Annotated in this window: 18 protein-coding genes; 5 read left to right on the top strand and 13 right to left on the bottom strand. The window is 63.9% G+C overall.

Going from position 1 to position 15,160, the window contains the following annotated elements; genetic code table 11:
• Positions 1-44: 44 nt before the first annotated feature.
• The 3 genes from OG453_RS07415 to argS all read right to left on the bottom strand — a co-directional run bounded on the left by OG453_RS07415 (position 45) and on the right by argS (position 3,625).
• Positions 45-749 carry a nucleotidyltransferase domain-containing protein gene (locus tag OG453_RS07415; protein WP_266865720.1) on the bottom strand — a complete coding sequence of 235 codons (705 nt, stop codon included), beginning with the start codon at positions 747-749 and terminating at the stop codon, positions 45-47.
• A gap of 268 nt (positions 750-1,017) precedes the next feature.
• A complete protein-coding gene (locus OG453_RS07420; protein WP_266865721.1) occupies positions 1,018-1,839 on the bottom strand; it encodes a serine/threonine protein kinase in 822 nt (273 codons plus the stop codon).
• Positions 1,840-1,900: 61 nt separating this feature from the next.
• Positions 1,901-3,625: an arginine--tRNA ligase gene (gene argS / locus OG453_RS07425; RefSeq protein ID WP_266865722.1), complete on the bottom strand. Its 1,725-nt coding sequence runs from the start codon at positions 3,623-3,625 to the stop codon at positions 1,901-1,903.
• 134 nt (positions 3,626-3,759) lie between these two features.
• Between argS and OG453_RS07430 the strand changes: the two genes are divergently transcribed.
• Entirely contained in the window at positions 3,760-4,317 is a 558-nt protein-coding gene (locus tag OG453_RS07430; RefSeq protein ID WP_266865723.1) for a GNAT family N-acetyltransferase, read from the top strand.
• A gap of 27 nt (positions 4,318-4,344) precedes the next feature.
• On the opposite strand, the gene OG453_RS07435 is transcribed toward OG453_RS07430, so the two are convergent.
• The 10 genes from OG453_RS07435 to queC all read right to left on the bottom strand — a co-directional run bounded on the left by OG453_RS07435 (position 4,345) and on the right by queC (position 10,598).
• Complete coding sequence (locus tag OG453_RS07435) at positions 4,345-4,974, bottom strand: hypothetical protein (protein WP_266865724.1); 630 nt, start codon at positions 4,972-4,974, stop codon at positions 4,345-4,347.
• A gap of 153 nt (positions 4,975-5,127) precedes the next feature.
• Positions 5,128-5,445, bottom strand: a complete 318-nt coding sequence (locus OG453_RS07440) for a hypothetical protein (protein WP_266865725.1) — start codon at positions 5,443-5,445, stop codon at positions 5,128-5,130.
• A 57-nt stretch (positions 5,446-5,502) separates the two neighbouring features.
• A complete protein-coding gene (locus tag OG453_RS07445) occupies positions 5,503-5,718 on the bottom strand; it encodes a hypothetical protein (RefSeq protein WP_266865726.1) in 216 nt (71 codons plus the stop codon).
• On the bottom strand, positions 5,715-6,764 hold the full coding sequence (locus OG453_RS07450; protein ID WP_266865727.1) for a major capsid protein: 1,050 nt from the start codon (positions 6,762-6,764) through the stop codon (positions 5,715-5,717). Before OG453_RS07450 ends, OG453_RS07445 begins: the two co-directional genes overlap by 4 nt.
• Positions 6,761-7,192, bottom strand: coding sequence for a head decoration protein (locus OG453_RS07455; RefSeq protein WP_266865728.1), 432 nt, complete (start codon positions 7,190-7,192; stop codon positions 6,761-6,763). The genes OG453_RS07450 and OG453_RS07455 overlap by 4 nt, the downstream gene beginning before the upstream one ends.
• 114 nt (positions 7,193-7,306) lie before the next feature.
• On the bottom strand, positions 7,307-7,981 hold the full coding sequence (locus tag OG453_RS07460; RefSeq protein ID WP_266865729.1) for a hypothetical protein: 675 nt from the start codon (positions 7,979-7,981) through the stop codon (positions 7,307-7,309).
• 156 nt (positions 7,982-8,137) lie between these two features.
• On the bottom strand, positions 8,138-8,905 hold the full coding sequence (locus OG453_RS07465; protein WP_266865730.1) for a GTP cyclohydrolase I FolE2: 768 nt from the start codon (positions 8,903-8,905) through the stop codon (positions 8,138-8,140).
• A 2-nt stretch (positions 8,906-8,907) separates the two neighbouring features.
• Positions 8,908-9,264, bottom strand: a complete 357-nt coding sequence (gene queD, locus OG453_RS07470; RefSeq protein WP_266865731.1) for a 6-carboxytetrahydropterin synthase QueD — start codon at positions 9,262-9,264, stop codon at positions 8,908-8,910.
• Positions 9,265-9,900: a 7-carboxy-7-deazaguanine synthase gene (gene queE, locus OG453_RS07475; protein WP_266865732.1), complete on the bottom strand. Its 636-nt coding sequence runs from the start codon at positions 9,898-9,900 to the stop codon at positions 9,265-9,267.
• Between the two features lie 2 nt (positions 9,901-9,902).
• Complete coding sequence (gene queC, locus OG453_RS07480; protein WP_266865733.1) at positions 9,903-10,598, bottom strand: 7-cyano-7-deazaguanine synthase QueC; 696 nt, start codon at positions 10,596-10,598, stop codon at positions 9,903-9,905.
• A 108-nt stretch (positions 10,599-10,706) separates the two neighbouring features.
• On the opposite strand from queC, the gene OG453_RS07485 reads away from it, so the two are divergent.
• The 4 genes from OG453_RS07485 to dbpB (OG453_RS07500) are packed head-to-tail and all read left to right on the top strand — an operon-like array spanning position 10,707 to position 15,144.
• On the top strand, positions 10,707-11,621 hold the full coding sequence (locus OG453_RS07485) for a hypothetical protein (RefSeq protein WP_266865734.1): 915 nt from the start codon (positions 10,707-10,709) through the stop codon (positions 11,619-11,621).
• Positions 11,618-12,760, top strand: a complete 1,143-nt coding sequence (gene dbpB / locus OG453_RS07490; RefSeq protein ID WP_266865735.1) for a DGQHR domain-containing protein DpdB — start codon at positions 11,618-11,620, stop codon at positions 12,758-12,760. The genes OG453_RS07485 and dbpB (OG453_RS07490) overlap by 4 nt, the downstream gene beginning before the upstream one ends.
• On the top strand, positions 12,757-14,001 hold the full coding sequence (dpdA, locus tag OG453_RS07495) for a tRNA-guanine transglycosylase DpdA (protein ID WP_266865736.1): 1,245 nt from the start codon (positions 12,757-12,759) through the stop codon (positions 13,999-14,001). The genes dbpB (OG453_RS07490) and dpdA overlap by 4 nt, the downstream gene beginning before the upstream one ends.
• Before the next feature lie 48 nt (positions 14,002-14,049).
• Entirely contained in the window at positions 14,050-15,144 is a 1,095-nt protein-coding gene (dbpB, locus tag OG453_RS07500) for a DGQHR domain-containing protein DpdB (RefSeq protein ID WP_266865738.1), read from the top strand.
• Positions 15,145-15,160: the final 16 nt, after the last annotated feature.

Here is a 15,160-nt window from a genome sequence, read left to right on the forward strand (position 1 = left end):
CGCTCACGGCGTCGATCGGGGTCACCGCAGGCCGCCCCCGCCAGTCACGGAGTCCCACTGCGCCGATATCCGACCCACAGCCGCCCGCCAGTTGGGGCCAGTACCTCGTCGACGACGCCAACAAGGGCATCGGTCTGCCCATTCAACGCCCCACGGACAGCGTGGTGCAGGCGCGCATTGAGGCCAGGTGCCGTCTCCTCGAGGCGACGCGCCAGCCACTTCCCGCCGCCGCCCCACGACCCGCCGAGCGCCAGCGCCAGTTCACCTGTCCGTCTCGCCAGCTCTGAGGCGATGAACAGCCGCTCACCCTGATCGGTACATCCAACGAGATCGTCCAGGAGATCCGTGATCCCATAACGGAAGTCCTCAATCTCCTCCACAGTCGCCGAAGGCGGACCCGCGAGGGCCAGCTTCCTGGCTTCGGCAGCCACACTCGCACCGAGACCATCCACGTCAAAGAGCAGTTCGCCGTCCGCACACATCCACAGCAGTGGGCATCGACGCTTGCGAATTTCCCGGTCCACGAATGTGTGCCAAGACTCTTCGGTGTGCACGAAGAGCTCCACGGGCCAGTCACCGTACTGAAGGCTCTCTCTGTACGGAGCCGGCGGACCGTGCAACAGCACCACGATGTCCAAGTCGGACAAGGCCGTGCGGCGTTCCGTCAGAACGCTGCCCCCGAGAAGCGCCGCACGAGCGGCTGGATGACGTTCCTCTACAACGGCGCGGGCAACGACAACCGGATCCATGCAGCCACTATCGGTATCCAGGGCGCGTTACGCATGTGGTTTGTTCCATCGCTCGGTGAGCGACGTGTGCCATGTCCGATGTGCGCACAGGTCGGCCACCGGGACCATCCACAGGCTGTGGATAGCCACTAGCCTGCCCGCAGCCGACCGCATCCTGCGCGGGCAGGCTGTTGCCCGTTGCCTTCTGTGACCGTTGATCGCGTTCGAGCTCTTACACAGCGCGAATGGCAGACAGGCGCTGTTCCGTCTCGCCACGACAGTAGAGAGATCAACAGCACCCATTGCACGCGCCACGCCATGCCTGAAAGAGAGCCTCAACCGACGCGAACCGGTCAGCAGCGTCGCTGGCAGTGGCACGCTCGATGACCTTCAGCTGAGACAACGAACCGCGCCACTTCCGCTCGTCATCGCCTGCATCCAGCAGCAGACGCAGGACCCGGCCGAGGACGAACACCGTCGTTCGGATGCCGATGATCGAGCCTTTAGAGAACTCCTCCGGCGCCATGAACCGTCGCGAGCCCGGCAGCCGATCGGCCTCCAGGACGAATGGCCCCGGCCGGTACTCGTCCAAGTCGCACAGGGTCATGCGCTGCGCCTCAAAGTCGTAGAGGAGGCATCCGTCGTACAGGTCGACTGCGACGAACCCGGCCTTCTCCACGGCCAAGTGCGCGTCGAGGACCGCGTCCAGGGACTGCAGGATCTCCGCGACAGGAAGACTGCGGAACCGAGCCATCGGACTGTCCGGAGCAGAGCGACCGCCGTGGTGGGCGACCGTCGGGTGGTACAGGACATTCCCCTCAACCCACGGATAGATCAGCGCCAAGCCGTCCTTGATCGGAAAGTGGTGGCGCAATGGCACGATCGCCGGATGCCGTACCGCGCCGTGCACGTCCATTGCGCGACGCAGTGAAACGACTCCAGCCGAAGTAGCCGCACTCTTCACGAACCACCGCTCGCTCCCGAGCGCGACGCCGTACGACACGCAGCCCGAGTCCTGCTCCCGGAAGACCTGGAAGACGTGGCCCACGTCTTCCAGGTACGGCTCCAGCAGTTCGACGAAGTCAACGTCCAGCAGCGGATGCGTCGGCATGGTGGACGATCCTGCCAGCACACACGAGTAGCCCTGCCGGCATTGCTCGTTCAGCGCCCAGTTACATCTGGTCGGGAGACTCGATACCGAGCAGGCCCAGCCCGAGTTCGAGAGTCCGTGCCGTCAGATCACACAGGACCAGGCGGCTCTGCCGGGTCTCGCCCTCCGAGCGAAGGACAGGGCACTTCTCGTAGAAGGTGGTGAACGCGCTGGCCAAGGAGTACAGATAGGTCGCGAGCTTGTGGAACTCAAGCGTCTCGGCGACCGAGGTCACCACGCTGCCGAAGGCGAGCAACTCCAATGCCAGTGCCCGCTCCGCGGGCTCGGTGACAACCAGCACCGAGATGTCCCGTGACGGTTCAGCCCCCAACCGCCTGAAGATGGAGCAGATACGGGCCCGCGCGTACTGCAGATACGGCGCAGTGTTGCCGTCGAACGACAGCATCCGGTCGTAGTCGAAGACATAGTCCTTGAGCCGGTCGGTCGACAGGTCGGCGTACTTAACCGCCCCGATGCCCACGGCGTTCGCGACAGCGGAACGCGTCGCGTCATCGAGCTGCGGGTTCTTGACGACGATGACCGCGGCCGCCCTGCTCACCGCCTCCTCGAGCAGATCAACCAGCTTCACCGAGGCGCCGGCCCGCGTACGGAGCATCTTGCCGTCGTCGCCGAGGATCGACCCGTGCCCGACGTGCTCAGCCCGCGCAGGCGGCACAAGCCAGCCCGCGTCCCGCGCCACGGCGTAGATCATTTCGAGATGCTGACTCTGAGGAAGCCCCACCACGTACAGCAGCCGCGTCGCGTGCAGTTGGTGCAGGCGGTGCCGGATGGTGGCCAGGTCGGTGGCGCCGTACCCGAAGCCGCCGTCGCCTTTACGGACGATGATGGGCAGCGGATCACCCTGACGGTTGGTGTATCCCTCGGGGAAGACACACAGCGCCCCCTCGCTCTCCTGCAACAGGCCGCAGCCGTCGAGTTCGTCTGTAACCTCCTGGAGTTGATCGTTGTAGGAACTCTCCCCGGCATAGTCCGTCTCGGTCAGCCGTACACCCAGGAGCCCGTAGACGGCCATGAAGTACTTCTTGGACTCGTCCACCAAGGTCCGCCACAGACGTAGCGTCGTCTCATCGCCGCTCTGGAGCAGCACGACCCGCTTGCGGGCGCGATCCTTGAACTCGGCGTCGGCATCGAACTTGCGCCGGGCCGCCTGATAGAAGCCGTTGAGGTCGCCAACGGACAGTTCGTGCGCGGCCTCGGCTTCGCCGATGTCCAGAAGGTGCTCGACGAGCATGCCGAAGGGCGTACCCCACTCGCCGATGTGGTTCTGCCGAATGACGGTGTGCCCCTGCCACTCCAGCAGCCGCACCGCCGCATCCCCGATGATCGTCGACCGGAGATGCCCGACGTGCATCTCCTTGGCAGCGTTCGGAGCGGAGTAGTCGACCACGATCCTTTCCGGCACCTCAGCCCGTGGGATCCCGAGACGCTCATCGCCGCTCGCCACAGCGAGCAGCCGGCCCAGGACCGAGTCCGAGACCGTCAGGTTGATGAATCCGGGGCCGGAGACCTCGACTGACGAGCAGAGGTCATCGAGTTGGGCGCCCGCCACTACCTGGTTGGCGATCTCCCGGGGATTGCCACCGATCGTGCGACCGAGGGACAGAGCAGCATCGGACTGGAAGTGTGCTCGCTGGGATCGGCGGATGGCCGGATCGACGGGGATGCCCGCCACAGATTGGAACGCCGGAGCAAGTCGCTGATGGAGCATCTCTTCCAGATTCGCCATCCGGAGAAGCTATTCGGCCCGAATGGCGGCCGTCCACGGAATTAGCCACTGAGGTGACGAGAGACTGGATCTCCACCGCCTCGGGTCCCTAAAACTCAGTGTCACCGCCAGCCCACGCCCGCCATGCTGAGGTGATGGACGAGCCTGCGGAGACCCTCGAGTGCAACGCCGTCGTGTTGCGACGATGGCGCTCTACCGAAGCTGACGTGGTCTACCGGATGGTGGACGAGTCCCTGGAGCACCTCCGGCCCTGGATGCCGTGGGTGGCCGAGCACAGCAGAGAGCGAAGCGCGGAGTTTGCCGCTCGATGTGAAGAGAAGTGGGCATCCGGAAGCGCCTACACCTACGCGATCACCTTCGATGCGACACCGGTTGGAAGCTGCGGACTAGTTCGGCGAATCGGTGTTGGAGGTCTGGAGATCGGCTACTGGCTGCACCCCGGCTACACCGGCCGCGGACTGGCTACCTCGGCTGCAGCAGCTCTGACTGTGCAGGGCTTCGAACTCTCAGGCGTCGACCGCATAGAGATCATCCACGATGAGGCGAACCCTGCGAGTGGGGCCGTTCCGAAGAGGCTTGGGTTCACACACGTTGAGACCCGGCCGGCGACCGTTCCTCGTGCGCCGTCAGATACCGGTCTCGATGTCGTCTGGCGGATGGAGCACCCCGAGTTCCTGCAGCGACGCTGGTAGTTCGCTCTTGGGCGGAGATCAGCTGATCTAGACGGGGGCCTGGCTGGCGAGTTGCCGGGCGAGGCTTGCGTCGCTCCGCAGGGACAAAGCACCTTCCGCGTCGAGTGCTGCCTGGCCATGGTCGTCACCGCAGGAACATCCGGTCCAGGCCCCTGTCTCGACCTGTGAAGCGGCGTAGTCGAGGACCCTGGCGGTCTCGGTGAGGACATGCGCCGGAACGATGACGTGAGCACTGTCAGGGTCGTCGATGCAAGCTGCGCCGATCTCGGTGAGCAGGTCCACGGCGACCTGGACGATGTGGACGTCCTGGTTGCCGCTGGAGTATTTGGCGGCTTGTGCCAGTGCCATGACCTGATGACCGGTGACCCATCGAGGGATCGAAACGCTAGCTCCGGCATCCCCTGAAGGCTGCAGGGCGCCGGGGCTGGCGTGCTGCATGCCCGCGGCTTCAGCGATGACGTCAGCCATGACGGAAGGCTCGATGCAGCGAAGCGTGTGCACGGGGGAGATGAGCAGCTGGGCAGCGATGGTCTTCACCGAGTGAGCGATCACTCTCTTCACATCTGATGGCTCGGCTCCCAGGCTGCGGGCCAGCAATTCCGCTGTCGTCCGCGCAGCCAGTTCCTCAAAAGCCGCAGTACCTTCTATTTCGCCCACGGAGCGAGTGTATGCGCATCGAATCACTGCCCTGCCGTCTAGCGGGATGGATGCGGCTCCATCACCGGGGCGTCCGAGACGTGCGCTGGGTAGAAATTGGGCCGCTACCCTCGGTGCCTTGTGGGGCGCATGAGGACGGGGCTCTTGACCGCCCTAGCGGCGCGGCCGGGCAACGAGCTGAACGCTGGCCAGCAGCCTCGCGCCATCAAGGTGAGTGTCCGGTGCGACCTCGTCATCCAGGTGCGCCAACTGGCGTTCGAGGGCTGCCACATTGGGTGAGTTGTCGATGGTGGCGACCCCGTTGACGGTGACCTTCAACGGCTCGGCTACAAGCCCTGCGATCCGCTCCCGGAGAACCTCGGCAGCGACAGCCCGCGCTGACTGAAGCCGCTCGTAGCGGCCAGCGAGGTCTGGAAGATCAACCTCGGAACCGAGGTGGGCCTGCAGCCAGTGGAGTATCTCGTCGTTCACGGTGCTCCCGATCATTCAAAGGTGGGGAGGAGCACGGGCTCCTCCCCACCATGCGTTCTACTTCTGGGCGGGCTTCGATCTGCGGGGTGCCTTGGACTCCGTCTCAGTGGCCGGAGGCGGGTCCTGCCAGCACCGCGGGTTGGTGATCTGAGCAGCGACAGCCGAGTCGGTCACCTCCGTGCCGGCGAGCAGCACAAGGGGAATCCGGTCGACCGGGTCCATCACATGGACGGCGGCTGCAAGGACCCCGAGGGCCTCGTTGTCCGCACTCACAGAACCGTCGCCGTGATGTGGCAGTCCGGCGAGTACAGGACAGGCATCGCCGCTGCGGCACCCTTGGTCCAAATCTGCACCGGATCATCCTCGACATCCCGGGTGATGACGATGCCCGGAGCATCCTCCCGCTCGATGTACGGATTCGTACCGCGTGGCAGGGCCAGGGACTCAGTGGTGGTGCCGTACTGGGTCTGCCCCCACTTCGCTCGGTCCGGCGGCAGCATGATCCACCGGTCCTCCGGCAGCACCCGCTTGGACACGTCGTCCTGCCACACCTGCGCCTTGTAGAACGTGACCGGGGGCAGGCCGTAGTTTCCGCGCACAGAGTTGATCTGCTCGGGGTTCAGCGTCGAGGTCGGAGTCTGACCACCGGCCGGGGTGCCGTAGTAGGCGGCCCGGTACGCGCCATTGGATGCCAGGTGCGACCAGGCCTTGCGGGAGGTGATCACCATCTCCGGGGCTGGGGCGCCAATGGAGTCGAGGTGGTCGATCCACCGCAGCTCATCCGCGATCGGATCGGCGGCAGGGTCGGACCAGGGCTTCGGAGCTGTGGGCATGTTCGCGGCCGGCACCCCGTAGTCGACCTCGACGGTGAGGCCGTTCTCCCCGAGGAGGCTGAACTTGCCATCGAGGAGGACATCGCCGGCAGCGAGTTCCAGGCGGGATCGGATTGCCTCGGTGTGCCGCTCCACGTCGTCGTACAGCAGCTCCACGAGCCGGTCGTCGTCGGCGCCGCGCGAGGCGTCCAGGAGGAGCTGCTCCATCTCTCCGACGAGCAACTTCTGGCCGAGGGCGGGAAGGGTGCCTTCGGTCTGTGTGGATTCGGCCTGCCGCTTCGCGAACGGCACGCTCGTGTCGTAGGCCCGGTACGAGGCAGCGTTCACGCGCCGCTTGTTGCGGCGGATGCGCCACTTGACGTCGTTCACCTTCGTCTCGGCGAACACCGACTTGGTGAGCAGGAAGTCGTCGGGGCTGGGGATCGTGCGGGCGTACACGGTCAGGTCTGCGACCGAGACGTTCTTGAGGAGGTCGGCGACGCTCATGCGCTCACCGCCCCGAGGAACCGGATCTGTGCCCCGGCCGGGCTAGGCACGATCTTGGCGGGGTCGATACCGCCGGGGACCTTGGCCGCGTTAACGGTGCCGTGCCAGAACAGTGCTGCGGGAATCTTGGTGACGCCCGGTGTGAACGGGGCCTCGGCATAGACGAGGCCGGCGAAGACTTCTCGCCCGTCCTTCGCTGCCGGGTCGTACGCCCCATACAGACCGGACGCCGTGACGCGGCCCACGGGAACACCGGATCGTACGTAGCCGTGAGGCTGAGCGGCAGTTGGCTCGACGTAGTGGGCGTTCTTGGTGAGCTTGCCCAGATCGAGGGTGATGGTCTCGGTGGAGTCGGTGCCGTGCCGGGACGCGAGCCAGTCCCGGTCAGCGGTGAGCGTGACAGAGGTGGTGTACGGCTGAATACTCAAGCCGCTATCTCCTGGTGGTGTGGTGCGGTCGCACACTCACCAGAGCGGTGGCGCGGTCCACGAGGAGCAGTAGGGGCGTGGTCCCCAACAGGGTGGCCTGGAAGGCCAGTTAGATCATTCGGGTGCGGGGAGCAGACCGCGCCGGCGGGCCATCTCCAGTCCTGCCGCACCCGCCTTGCGTTCAACGGTTCCGGGACGACGGGGAGGGACCGACGCGGGGGCCCCACCAGGTGCGGCCGCAGCGGCCCTCGTGTGGGGTGCCGGGCGCGCGAACAGTTCGGGGCGGCGGTCCTTCAGTTCCTGGACCGCATCGCTGACGACCGCCTCGTCGGCGTCTTCTGCCACGCGCAGTAGAGCCACAGCATCATCGAGGTCGTGTCCGCCAACACCGGCGCCTGCCAGAACTGCCCGCCGGGATGCCTCCCGCTCACGGGCCAGCGCCGTAGCCTCCCGGGCGGCGGCAGCCTCTTCCCGCTCCGCGAGCGCCTGCTCACGCCGCTGCGCCTCCGTGAGTCGCTCCTGCTCCGTCTGGCGAGCGCCGGTGACGAACTCCTCCAACGCAGAGGCACTGGCGAAGCCCAACTTGTCGACCAGAGTGCGGACCGCAGCCCGGCCACCCTGGTCCTTCTCCCGGGCCATAAGCGTGCTCAGGTGCTTCTGGCTGAGGCTGACCGAGGTCTCGTCGTTCGACGAGTCATCTGCGGAAGCGCCGAGCATGGGATAGATCGGGCGGCCATCTCGGCGGTAGCCGAGCACAGTTGACGGTGCGGGCAGACTACGGGTCCTCAAGAGTGCTGCTCCCCAAACGGCCCCGCGCCAAGATCGAGTCTACGGAACGCAAGCCGACGCTCCCCAGTCCGGGCGCACGAAACTGGCCCGGCCCCCCGTGCTGTTCACGGGGGGCCGGGCCAGAGAGCCAGCGGGTTAGATTCCGCGGCTTGGTAGCTAGCCAGCGATGTAGGCGATGGCGTCGTGGCTGTGGATGCTCTCCAGGTTGCGGATACTCACAGCGTGCCGAAGGCCCCGATCGCGGCAGGCGGCGCTGACCGTGCGGGCCATGTCCTCGACGAACACCGGGTTGTCGAACGCCTGCATAGTCAAGACGCGCTCATCGGCGCGCTTCACCAACGGCACTACCGGCGCCGAAGCAGAGGAGGACAGCAACCGCACGGCACTCTGAACCGGCAGAGGGTATGGGCTGTCACCCTGGCCGGTCACGGTGAGCGTGACCTGGCTGCGCTGATTGTGCGCGCCATAGTCGGAGATGGCCTTCGAGCACGGGCAGAGGCTGGTCACCTCCGTGGTGACGGCCGTCTTCACCGTCACGTCGCCGTTGTCCCAATGCCCCTCGATACGGATGTCGTGAACCTGCTTCGATTCACGTCCACTTGCTGGGGCGACCACGGTCGTGCTGACAGGCATCGCCATCGCCACAGTGATGGCGGGCGCATCCAGGAGATCCGCACCGGTCTTGAGAACGGTCGGCAACTGCCGAGGATCGAACCTCTGCAGGTGCTCGTGCACGAGAGCAACCATGCGGCTCATGTGCGTCCCGCGCCGGTCGTGCTGGAGCCGCACCGTCACCTCGAAGTCGGCGATGCCCTCCTGGCGGAGGTAGCCGTCCTCGAAGCTCACGGGGTAACGGACACCGTCGATACCGACCTTGTCGAGTTCGATACCCCGCGAGTCGGTCTCGTTCTGGATGTCGTGCATGCTCACTCGCCTCGGTACGTGCAGCCCGACGTGCACGTTTCCCGAACCGTCAGAGCCGAGAGTTCCGGCAGGTTGGGCTGCAGGCGCTCCCAGATCCAGCGGGCCAGGACCTCGCTGGTCGGGTTCTCCAAGCCCTCGATGTCGTTCAGGTAGTAGTGATCGAGTTGCGCGTCGATCGGCTTGAACGCCCGCTTGAGGTCACCGAAGTCCATGACCCATCCGGCCTCGGGGTCGACCGGGGCCTCGACATGAACGATGACCTTGTAGGAGTGACCGTGCAGCCGAGAGCACTTGTGGCCCTCCGGGACGTTCGGCAGCCGGTGGGCAGCCTCGAAGTTGAACTCGCGAAAGATTTCCATTTACTGAATTCCCAGATACTTGTGCGTCTGGAGAGAGAGAATCCAGCGCGGGTTCTTCATGCAGTAGTCGACCACTGCACGGGTGTTGGCCTCCAAGTCGGGGCCATCCATCGCTTGAAGGCGGAAGAAGCTGAAGTCCAGATCCTCAAACTGGGCAGGGTCACCACCCAGTTGGGGGTAGACCAGCTTCAACTCGTCGCCCTTGGTGACTACGAGTTCGGAGCCGATCTTCGGGCTCACGCACAGCCAGTCGATGCCCTTCGGCGGCACGCGCGTGCCGTTCGACTCGACTGCGACTTCGAAGCCTCGGGCGTGCAGGGCCTCGATGGCTGCTTCATCAAGCTGGAGGAGCGGCTCGCCTCCCGTGGCCACGACGAAGCGGTACTCATCGGACTCGTAAGGCCAGGCCTTCTCAACGGCGTCAGCGAGGTCTTCGGGCGTGGCGAACCTGCCGCCGCCTTCGCCGTCGGTGCCCACGAAGTCGGTGTCGCAGAACTGGCAGATGGCGCGGTGGCGGTCCTTCTCCAGCCCCGTCCACAGGTTGCAGCGTGAGAAGCGGCAGAAGACTGCCGGGCGGCCTGCGTGGCTGCCCTCGCCTTGGAGGGTGTAGAAGATTTCCTTGACCAGATAGGTCATTCTCAGGCGTCCTGGTACTGCACGGGGTCGGTGGAGCCAGCCTCGGCGAAGCCCTTGAGGCGCAGCAGGCAGGTCTCGCAGTGACCGCAAGCGCGCCCCTGCTCGTCGGGGTCGTAGCAGCTAGAGGTGATGGAGTAGTCCACACCCAGGCGCAGGCCCTCGCGCACGATGTCCGCCTTCGACATCTCCATGAGCGGCGAGTGGATCGTGAGCTTCTGCGTGCCTTCGACGCCGGCGCGGGTCGCCAGGTTGGCCATCTTCGCGTAGGCGTCCATGTACTCGGGACGGCAGTCGGGGTAACCGCTGTAATCGACGGCAGTTACACCGGTGAAGATGTCACTGGCGTTGACAGTTTCGGCGAACGCCAGAGCGAACGAGAGGAAGATCGTGTTGCGTGCAGGTACGTAAGTGATCGGCACGCCGCCCTCCCCGGTGTGGTCCAGGGAGTCGTGCTTGGGCACGTCAATGTCGGAGGTCAGCGCGGAGCCACCGAACACTCGCAGGTCAATGTCAGCAATGACGTGCCGTGCAGCGCCCTGCGCCTCGACGACGCGCTTCGCGGCCTCAAGCTCCACGCTGTGGCGCTGCCCGTACCGGAAGCTGAGGGCATACGGCGTGTAGCCCTGATCCTTCGCGATGGCCAGAACCGTGGTCGAGTCCAGACCGCCGCTCAGCAAAACGATCGCCGGACGTTCCATGCCGTACTCCCTAGTTAGCCCTTGTGTACGCGTGCAGCCTAGCGTGATAACTGGCAGGTAGAGTAACCACAGCCAAGTACTAGTTATCGCTGTCGGGAGTCGAGCTGCGTGAGGCAACTATCGCTGGTGGTTACGTGCACCGACCGCAAGGTCGATCAGCCGGACCCAGCTCTGAGTGCCAGAAACCTGCCTCAGGGCAGCGTGAAGCAACGCTCCAGTAACTGGCAGAAGCGCATCCAGACTGCGACCGCACGCGGCGGATCCTCCCTGCCCTCGCTCGCGGAGCTCTACCGCGGTGATCACTGGACCCGATCTCGCCGACTCGTGGCGGCGGCCGCGTCTGCGGGTTACAAGACTCAGCTGTGGGTGGCATCGGCAGGGCTGGGCCTGCAGCCGGTAGAGCCGAAGACGCAGACTGCACCCGCTTATGCGGCAACGTTCAGCACACGGCACGCCGACTCCGTCGCCACCTCTGCGACGGAGAACACTCAGTGGTGGGGGCACCTCCAAGCGGGAACCGGCCGATCCACGCTCCATGAACTCGGTCAGCAAGGCCCGGTACTCATGGTTCTGTCCGAGGTCTACGCGAGCGCCATGGAAGAAGAACTTGTGACCCTTGGGGGTCTCGGAGGTGAGGCGCTGCTCATCGGTGGCTTGCGTGAGATCCCCGGAGTTCACCGAGTCCGGTCCGACGCTGGGCTGAGTCGCGCGCTGGGGGGCACGTTGACGAGCCTGAACGTGCGTATGGCTGCGTCGTGGCTCGAGCACTCCAAGGACGGCATGCTCACCTCACCAGCCACGCAGAAGGCGTGGAGCGAGTGGGCGGCAGCAACCACGAAGCCGGTGAAGTACAACCGAGAGCCCATGTCGGATGAAGACGTGATCGTCTTCATCAAGCGGGAGACAGCGAAGCTGCCAGGCGTCTCACGCACGCGGCTACTGCGGGCCTTGCGTGATGACGGCAAAGCCTGCGAGCAGAGCAGGTTTGCGAATCTATACAAGAAGACCATGGGGGAGCGGTGACAGAAGACGTCATCAGACGCAGGGCACTGCGGATCGAGCAAAATCCGGGCATCCCGCTGTACGTGTTTGCTCTCGAAGCGGGAGAGATCGACCGCGTGGCCGATGTGGCGCGGATCTCTCGGGACGAGGCGGGCAGGCTGTTCGGGTATCAGAGGCCGGAGAAGAAGCAGCACGTAAAGCAGATCCTGGAGTACCTCGACAGCGAGAATGTGCTGTTTCCCAACGGGCTCATCCTCGCCCTTCCCACCTCGGTGCGGTTCAGGGGGAGCCGCGGGCCGAACAGCACGGACGGTCTGTCAACGATCGGGACGTTGGAGATTCCCCTGCCGGATTCGCCAACTGCACCCAGGCCCGCCTTCATCGTGGATGGACAGCAGCGCAGTCTTGCGCTCGCGCGCACTCGGAGGTCCAAACTGCCTATCACGGTGGCCGGCTTCGTGGCTGAGGACATTGAGGTGCAGCGAGACCAGTTCCTCCGCGTTAACACAGTGTCGCCGCTGCCCAGCAACCTGGTGACGGAGCTCCTCCCTGAGGTGCACACCAAACTCCCGACGAAGCTGTCCGCGAAGAAGCTGCCTTCCGTCTTGGCGAACGCGCTGAACCAGGACGCTGATTCTCCCTTCAAGGGACTGATCAAGCAGGCATCAACCACCACGGACAAGCGGTCCAACGCTGTAGTGAAGGACAACAGCCTGATCTCGGCTATTGAGGAATCTCTGAAGCCGTCGGGTGCACTCTTCCCGTACAAGAATCTTTCGAACAGCACAGTCGACACCGCCACGATCCGTAGCATCCTCATCACCTACTGGAGCGCGGTGCGCGACACCTTCCCCGATGCCTGGGGTGTGTCACCGACCAAGAGCCGCCTCATGCACGGTGTGGGTATTCGGTCGATGGGGCGCCTGATGGATCGCGTTATGGACCGGGTGCTGGCTGTCGCGGAACCGGGCTCGCCTGAGGCCTACGAGAGGGCCAAGGCCGAGCTGGCGCTCATCGCCCCCCACTGCCGATGGACCAAGGGGACTTGGCCTGAACTCAACACACCCTGGGACGAACTCCAGAACACACCACGTCACATCAGCACCCTCTCGAACCTTCTGATCCGCATCTACTTCCAGTCGAGGACAAGCGCGTCGTGAAGTTCTACTTCCCTGATAGCCAAGATCAGATCTACCCCAGGTATGACTTCATCAATGATGAGTACCCGGATGAGCGAGTCCGGCAGAGGGACGATCTGTATGCCCATCAGGCGGTGAAGCCGGCGCCCTACGACGGGATACTGGTCAGCAAGGCCATTGTGGACGGGTCTGTTAAGGGGGCAGGGAAGTACAGTGCCCCTCAGAGGGTCCGGCTCTACCGAGATGGCGTGAAGAAGTTTTTCGGGCTACCTGACTCGATGGAAAGCCTCGGTGACTGCGGATCCTTCAACTACATCAATGAAGAGGAGCCCCCGTACAAGGTGGGGGAGGTTCTCCACTACTACACGGAGTGCCGATTCAACTCCGGGGTCAGCATCGACCATGTGATCTTTGGCTATCAGCCTAAGGCCCTTGAAAAGGATGTTGATCCGACGTGGGTGAAGCGTCGAGAGATTTCGCTCAACTTGGCGCATGAGTTCTTCGAGGCTACCAAGAGTCACAATAGCCTGATTGCTGACTCGAAACTGCACCTGGAGCCGGTTGGTGCGGCGCAGGGGTGGAGTCCGGCCAGTTATGCAGACAGTGTCGAACAACTCCAGAAGATGGGCTACAAGCGGATCGCTCTGGGTGGCATGGTCCCGCTGAAGACGCCGGAAATCCTGGCCTGTCTAGAGGAAATCTCTAAAGTCCGCAAGAGCGGTGTTGGGTTCCATCTTCTCGGAATCACCCGTATCGGCAGCATGGAACGTTTCGTCAAATATCACGTAACCAGCTTCGACAGCACATCAGCATTCCGACAAGCCTTCATGGATGAGAAGAACAACTATCACACCGCCGACGGCTCATACCTGGCGATTAGAGTTCCCCAGGTCGACGGGAATCCTACCTTGAAGCGCCTGATCTTGGCGGGCATGGTGTCGCAGTCGGCTGCAATTAAGGCCGAACGCGAATGCCTCAAACTGCTGCGTGCGTTTTCGGCCGATGAGGACTTCGAAGTTCAGGAGGTCATCGACGCCTTGCACTCCTATCACGCCCTCATCGGTGACGAAAAGAAGCTAAAGAAGGTCGAAGACTACAAGGAGACCCTTGTTGACCGTCCTTGGGAGCACTGCCCGTGTGAACTCTGCGAGAAGCACAAGATCGACATGGTCATCTTCCGCGGAACTGAACGCAATAAGCGCCGCGGGTTCCATAACATGACGGTACTCGAAGCCAAGATGCGCAAGCTGCCGCTCAGATAATCGTCCAGATCGCGCATAGCACTCAAAGTAACTTAAACAGGAGATGATGTGGCAGACCGCTACGTTCTAAAGGTTCCCGCCCTCAAGGTGCTCCAAGGCGACAAGGAGATCTACTGCTTCGCTGTCGACGGCAAGAAGCTGGAAGACTTTGCCGCCGTCTCGCGCATCCGTCGCGACAGCCAGAAGAAGCTGCAGGGGTACCAGCGGCCTGAGGTTCAAAGCCACATCCGCTCGATCCGCCGCTACCTTGAGTCCGAGGGGGCGATGCTCCCAAACGCCTTGGTTCTCGGCTTCGATGATCGCGTCACGTTCGAACCCGCGGTCCGCGGCGGAAGCGTGAGCTACTCCATCCCTGGCGAGTTGATCATCCCCGTCGATGAGTCGCAGTCTGACGAAGAGAAGCCGGCTTGGCTCGTGGACGGCCAGCAGCGCAGCGCGGCCATCAGGGACGCTGACCTTGCAGAGTTCCCCGTCGCGGCTGTGGGCTTCATTGCGTCTCAGGAAGAGCAGCGGTCGCAGTTCATCCTGGTCAACTCGACCAAGCCGCTCCCCAAGGGGCTCGTGTACGAACTCCTGCCGGAAACCACCGCCAAGCTGCCGCGCTCGTACGCACGCCGCCAGCTCGCTGCGAAGATCATGGTCATGCTGAACATGGGGGACGGCCCCTTCTGCGGAAGGATCAGCAGCCCCACATCGCCTACCGGCAACATCAAGGACAACAGCATTCTGAGGATGCTGGAGCACAGCATCTACGAGGGCGCCTTGTACAAGTACCGGAACGCCGACGACGGCACCGGGGACGAGGACGCGATGCTGGCGCACCTTCTGGGCTTCTGGACGGCAGTGGAGAAGCTCTTCCCGGATGCGTGGAACAAGCCTCCCAAGGACTCGAGGCTGACCCATGGCGTGGGCATCCAGGCCATGGGCTATGTCATGGACCAACTCACCACGAACGACCGCTTCGACCAGATCAACTGGGACAAGCTCCGCACCACCCTGCGCCGACTCGAGAAGCACGTGGCCTGGACGTCCGGCAAGTGGAAGTTCTCGGATGGCGAGGAACGCAACTGGAACGGCCTTCAGAACACGACCAACGACGTGCGGAAGCTCAGCACCCACCTTCAGGCGCTCGTCAGCAAGTAGCCGAAACGTTGCGGTT

The sequence above is a fragment of the Streptomyces sp. NBC_01381 genome (genome assembly GCF_026340305.1).
Classification (GTDB): Bacteria; Actinomycetota; Actinomycetes; order Streptomycetales; family Streptomycetaceae; genus Streptomyces.

Bases quoted from the DNA above. Each gene is read 5' to 3' on its own strand.
- OG453_RS07430 (WP_266865723.1), top strand. From the start codon at position 3,760: ATGGACGAGCCTGCGGAGACCCTCGAGTGCAACGCCGTCGTGTTGCGA.
- queE (WP_266865732.1), bottom strand. From the start codon at position 9,900: ATGACCTATCTGGTCAAGGAAATCTTCTACACCCTCCAAGGCGAGGGC.
- OG453_RS07420 (WP_266865721.1), bottom strand. From the start codon at position 1,839: ATGCCGACGCATCCGCTGCTGGACGTTGACTTCGTCGAACTGCTGGAG.
- queC (WP_266865733.1), bottom strand. From the start codon at position 10,598: ATGGAACGTCCGGCGATCGTTTTGCTGAGCGGCGGTCTGGACTCGACC.
- OG453_RS07465 (WP_266865730.1), bottom strand. From the start codon at position 8,905: ATGCACGACATCCAGAACGAGACCGACTCGCGGGGTATCGAACTCGAC.
- OG453_RS07415 (WP_266865720.1), bottom strand. From the start codon at position 749: ATGGATCCGGTTGTCGTTGCCCGCGCCGTTGTAGAGGAACGTCATCCA.
- argS (WP_266865722.1), bottom strand. From the start codon at position 3,625: ATGGCGAATCTGGAAGAGATGCTCCATCAGCGACTTGCTCCGGCGTTC.
- OG453_RS07450 (WP_266865727.1), bottom strand. From the start codon at position 6,764: ATGAGCGTCGCCGACCTCCTCAAGAACGTCTCGGTCGCAGACCTGACC.
- queD (WP_266865731.1), bottom strand. From the start codon at position 9,264: ATGGAAATCTTTCGCGAGTTCAACTTCGAGGCTGCCCACCGGCTGCCG.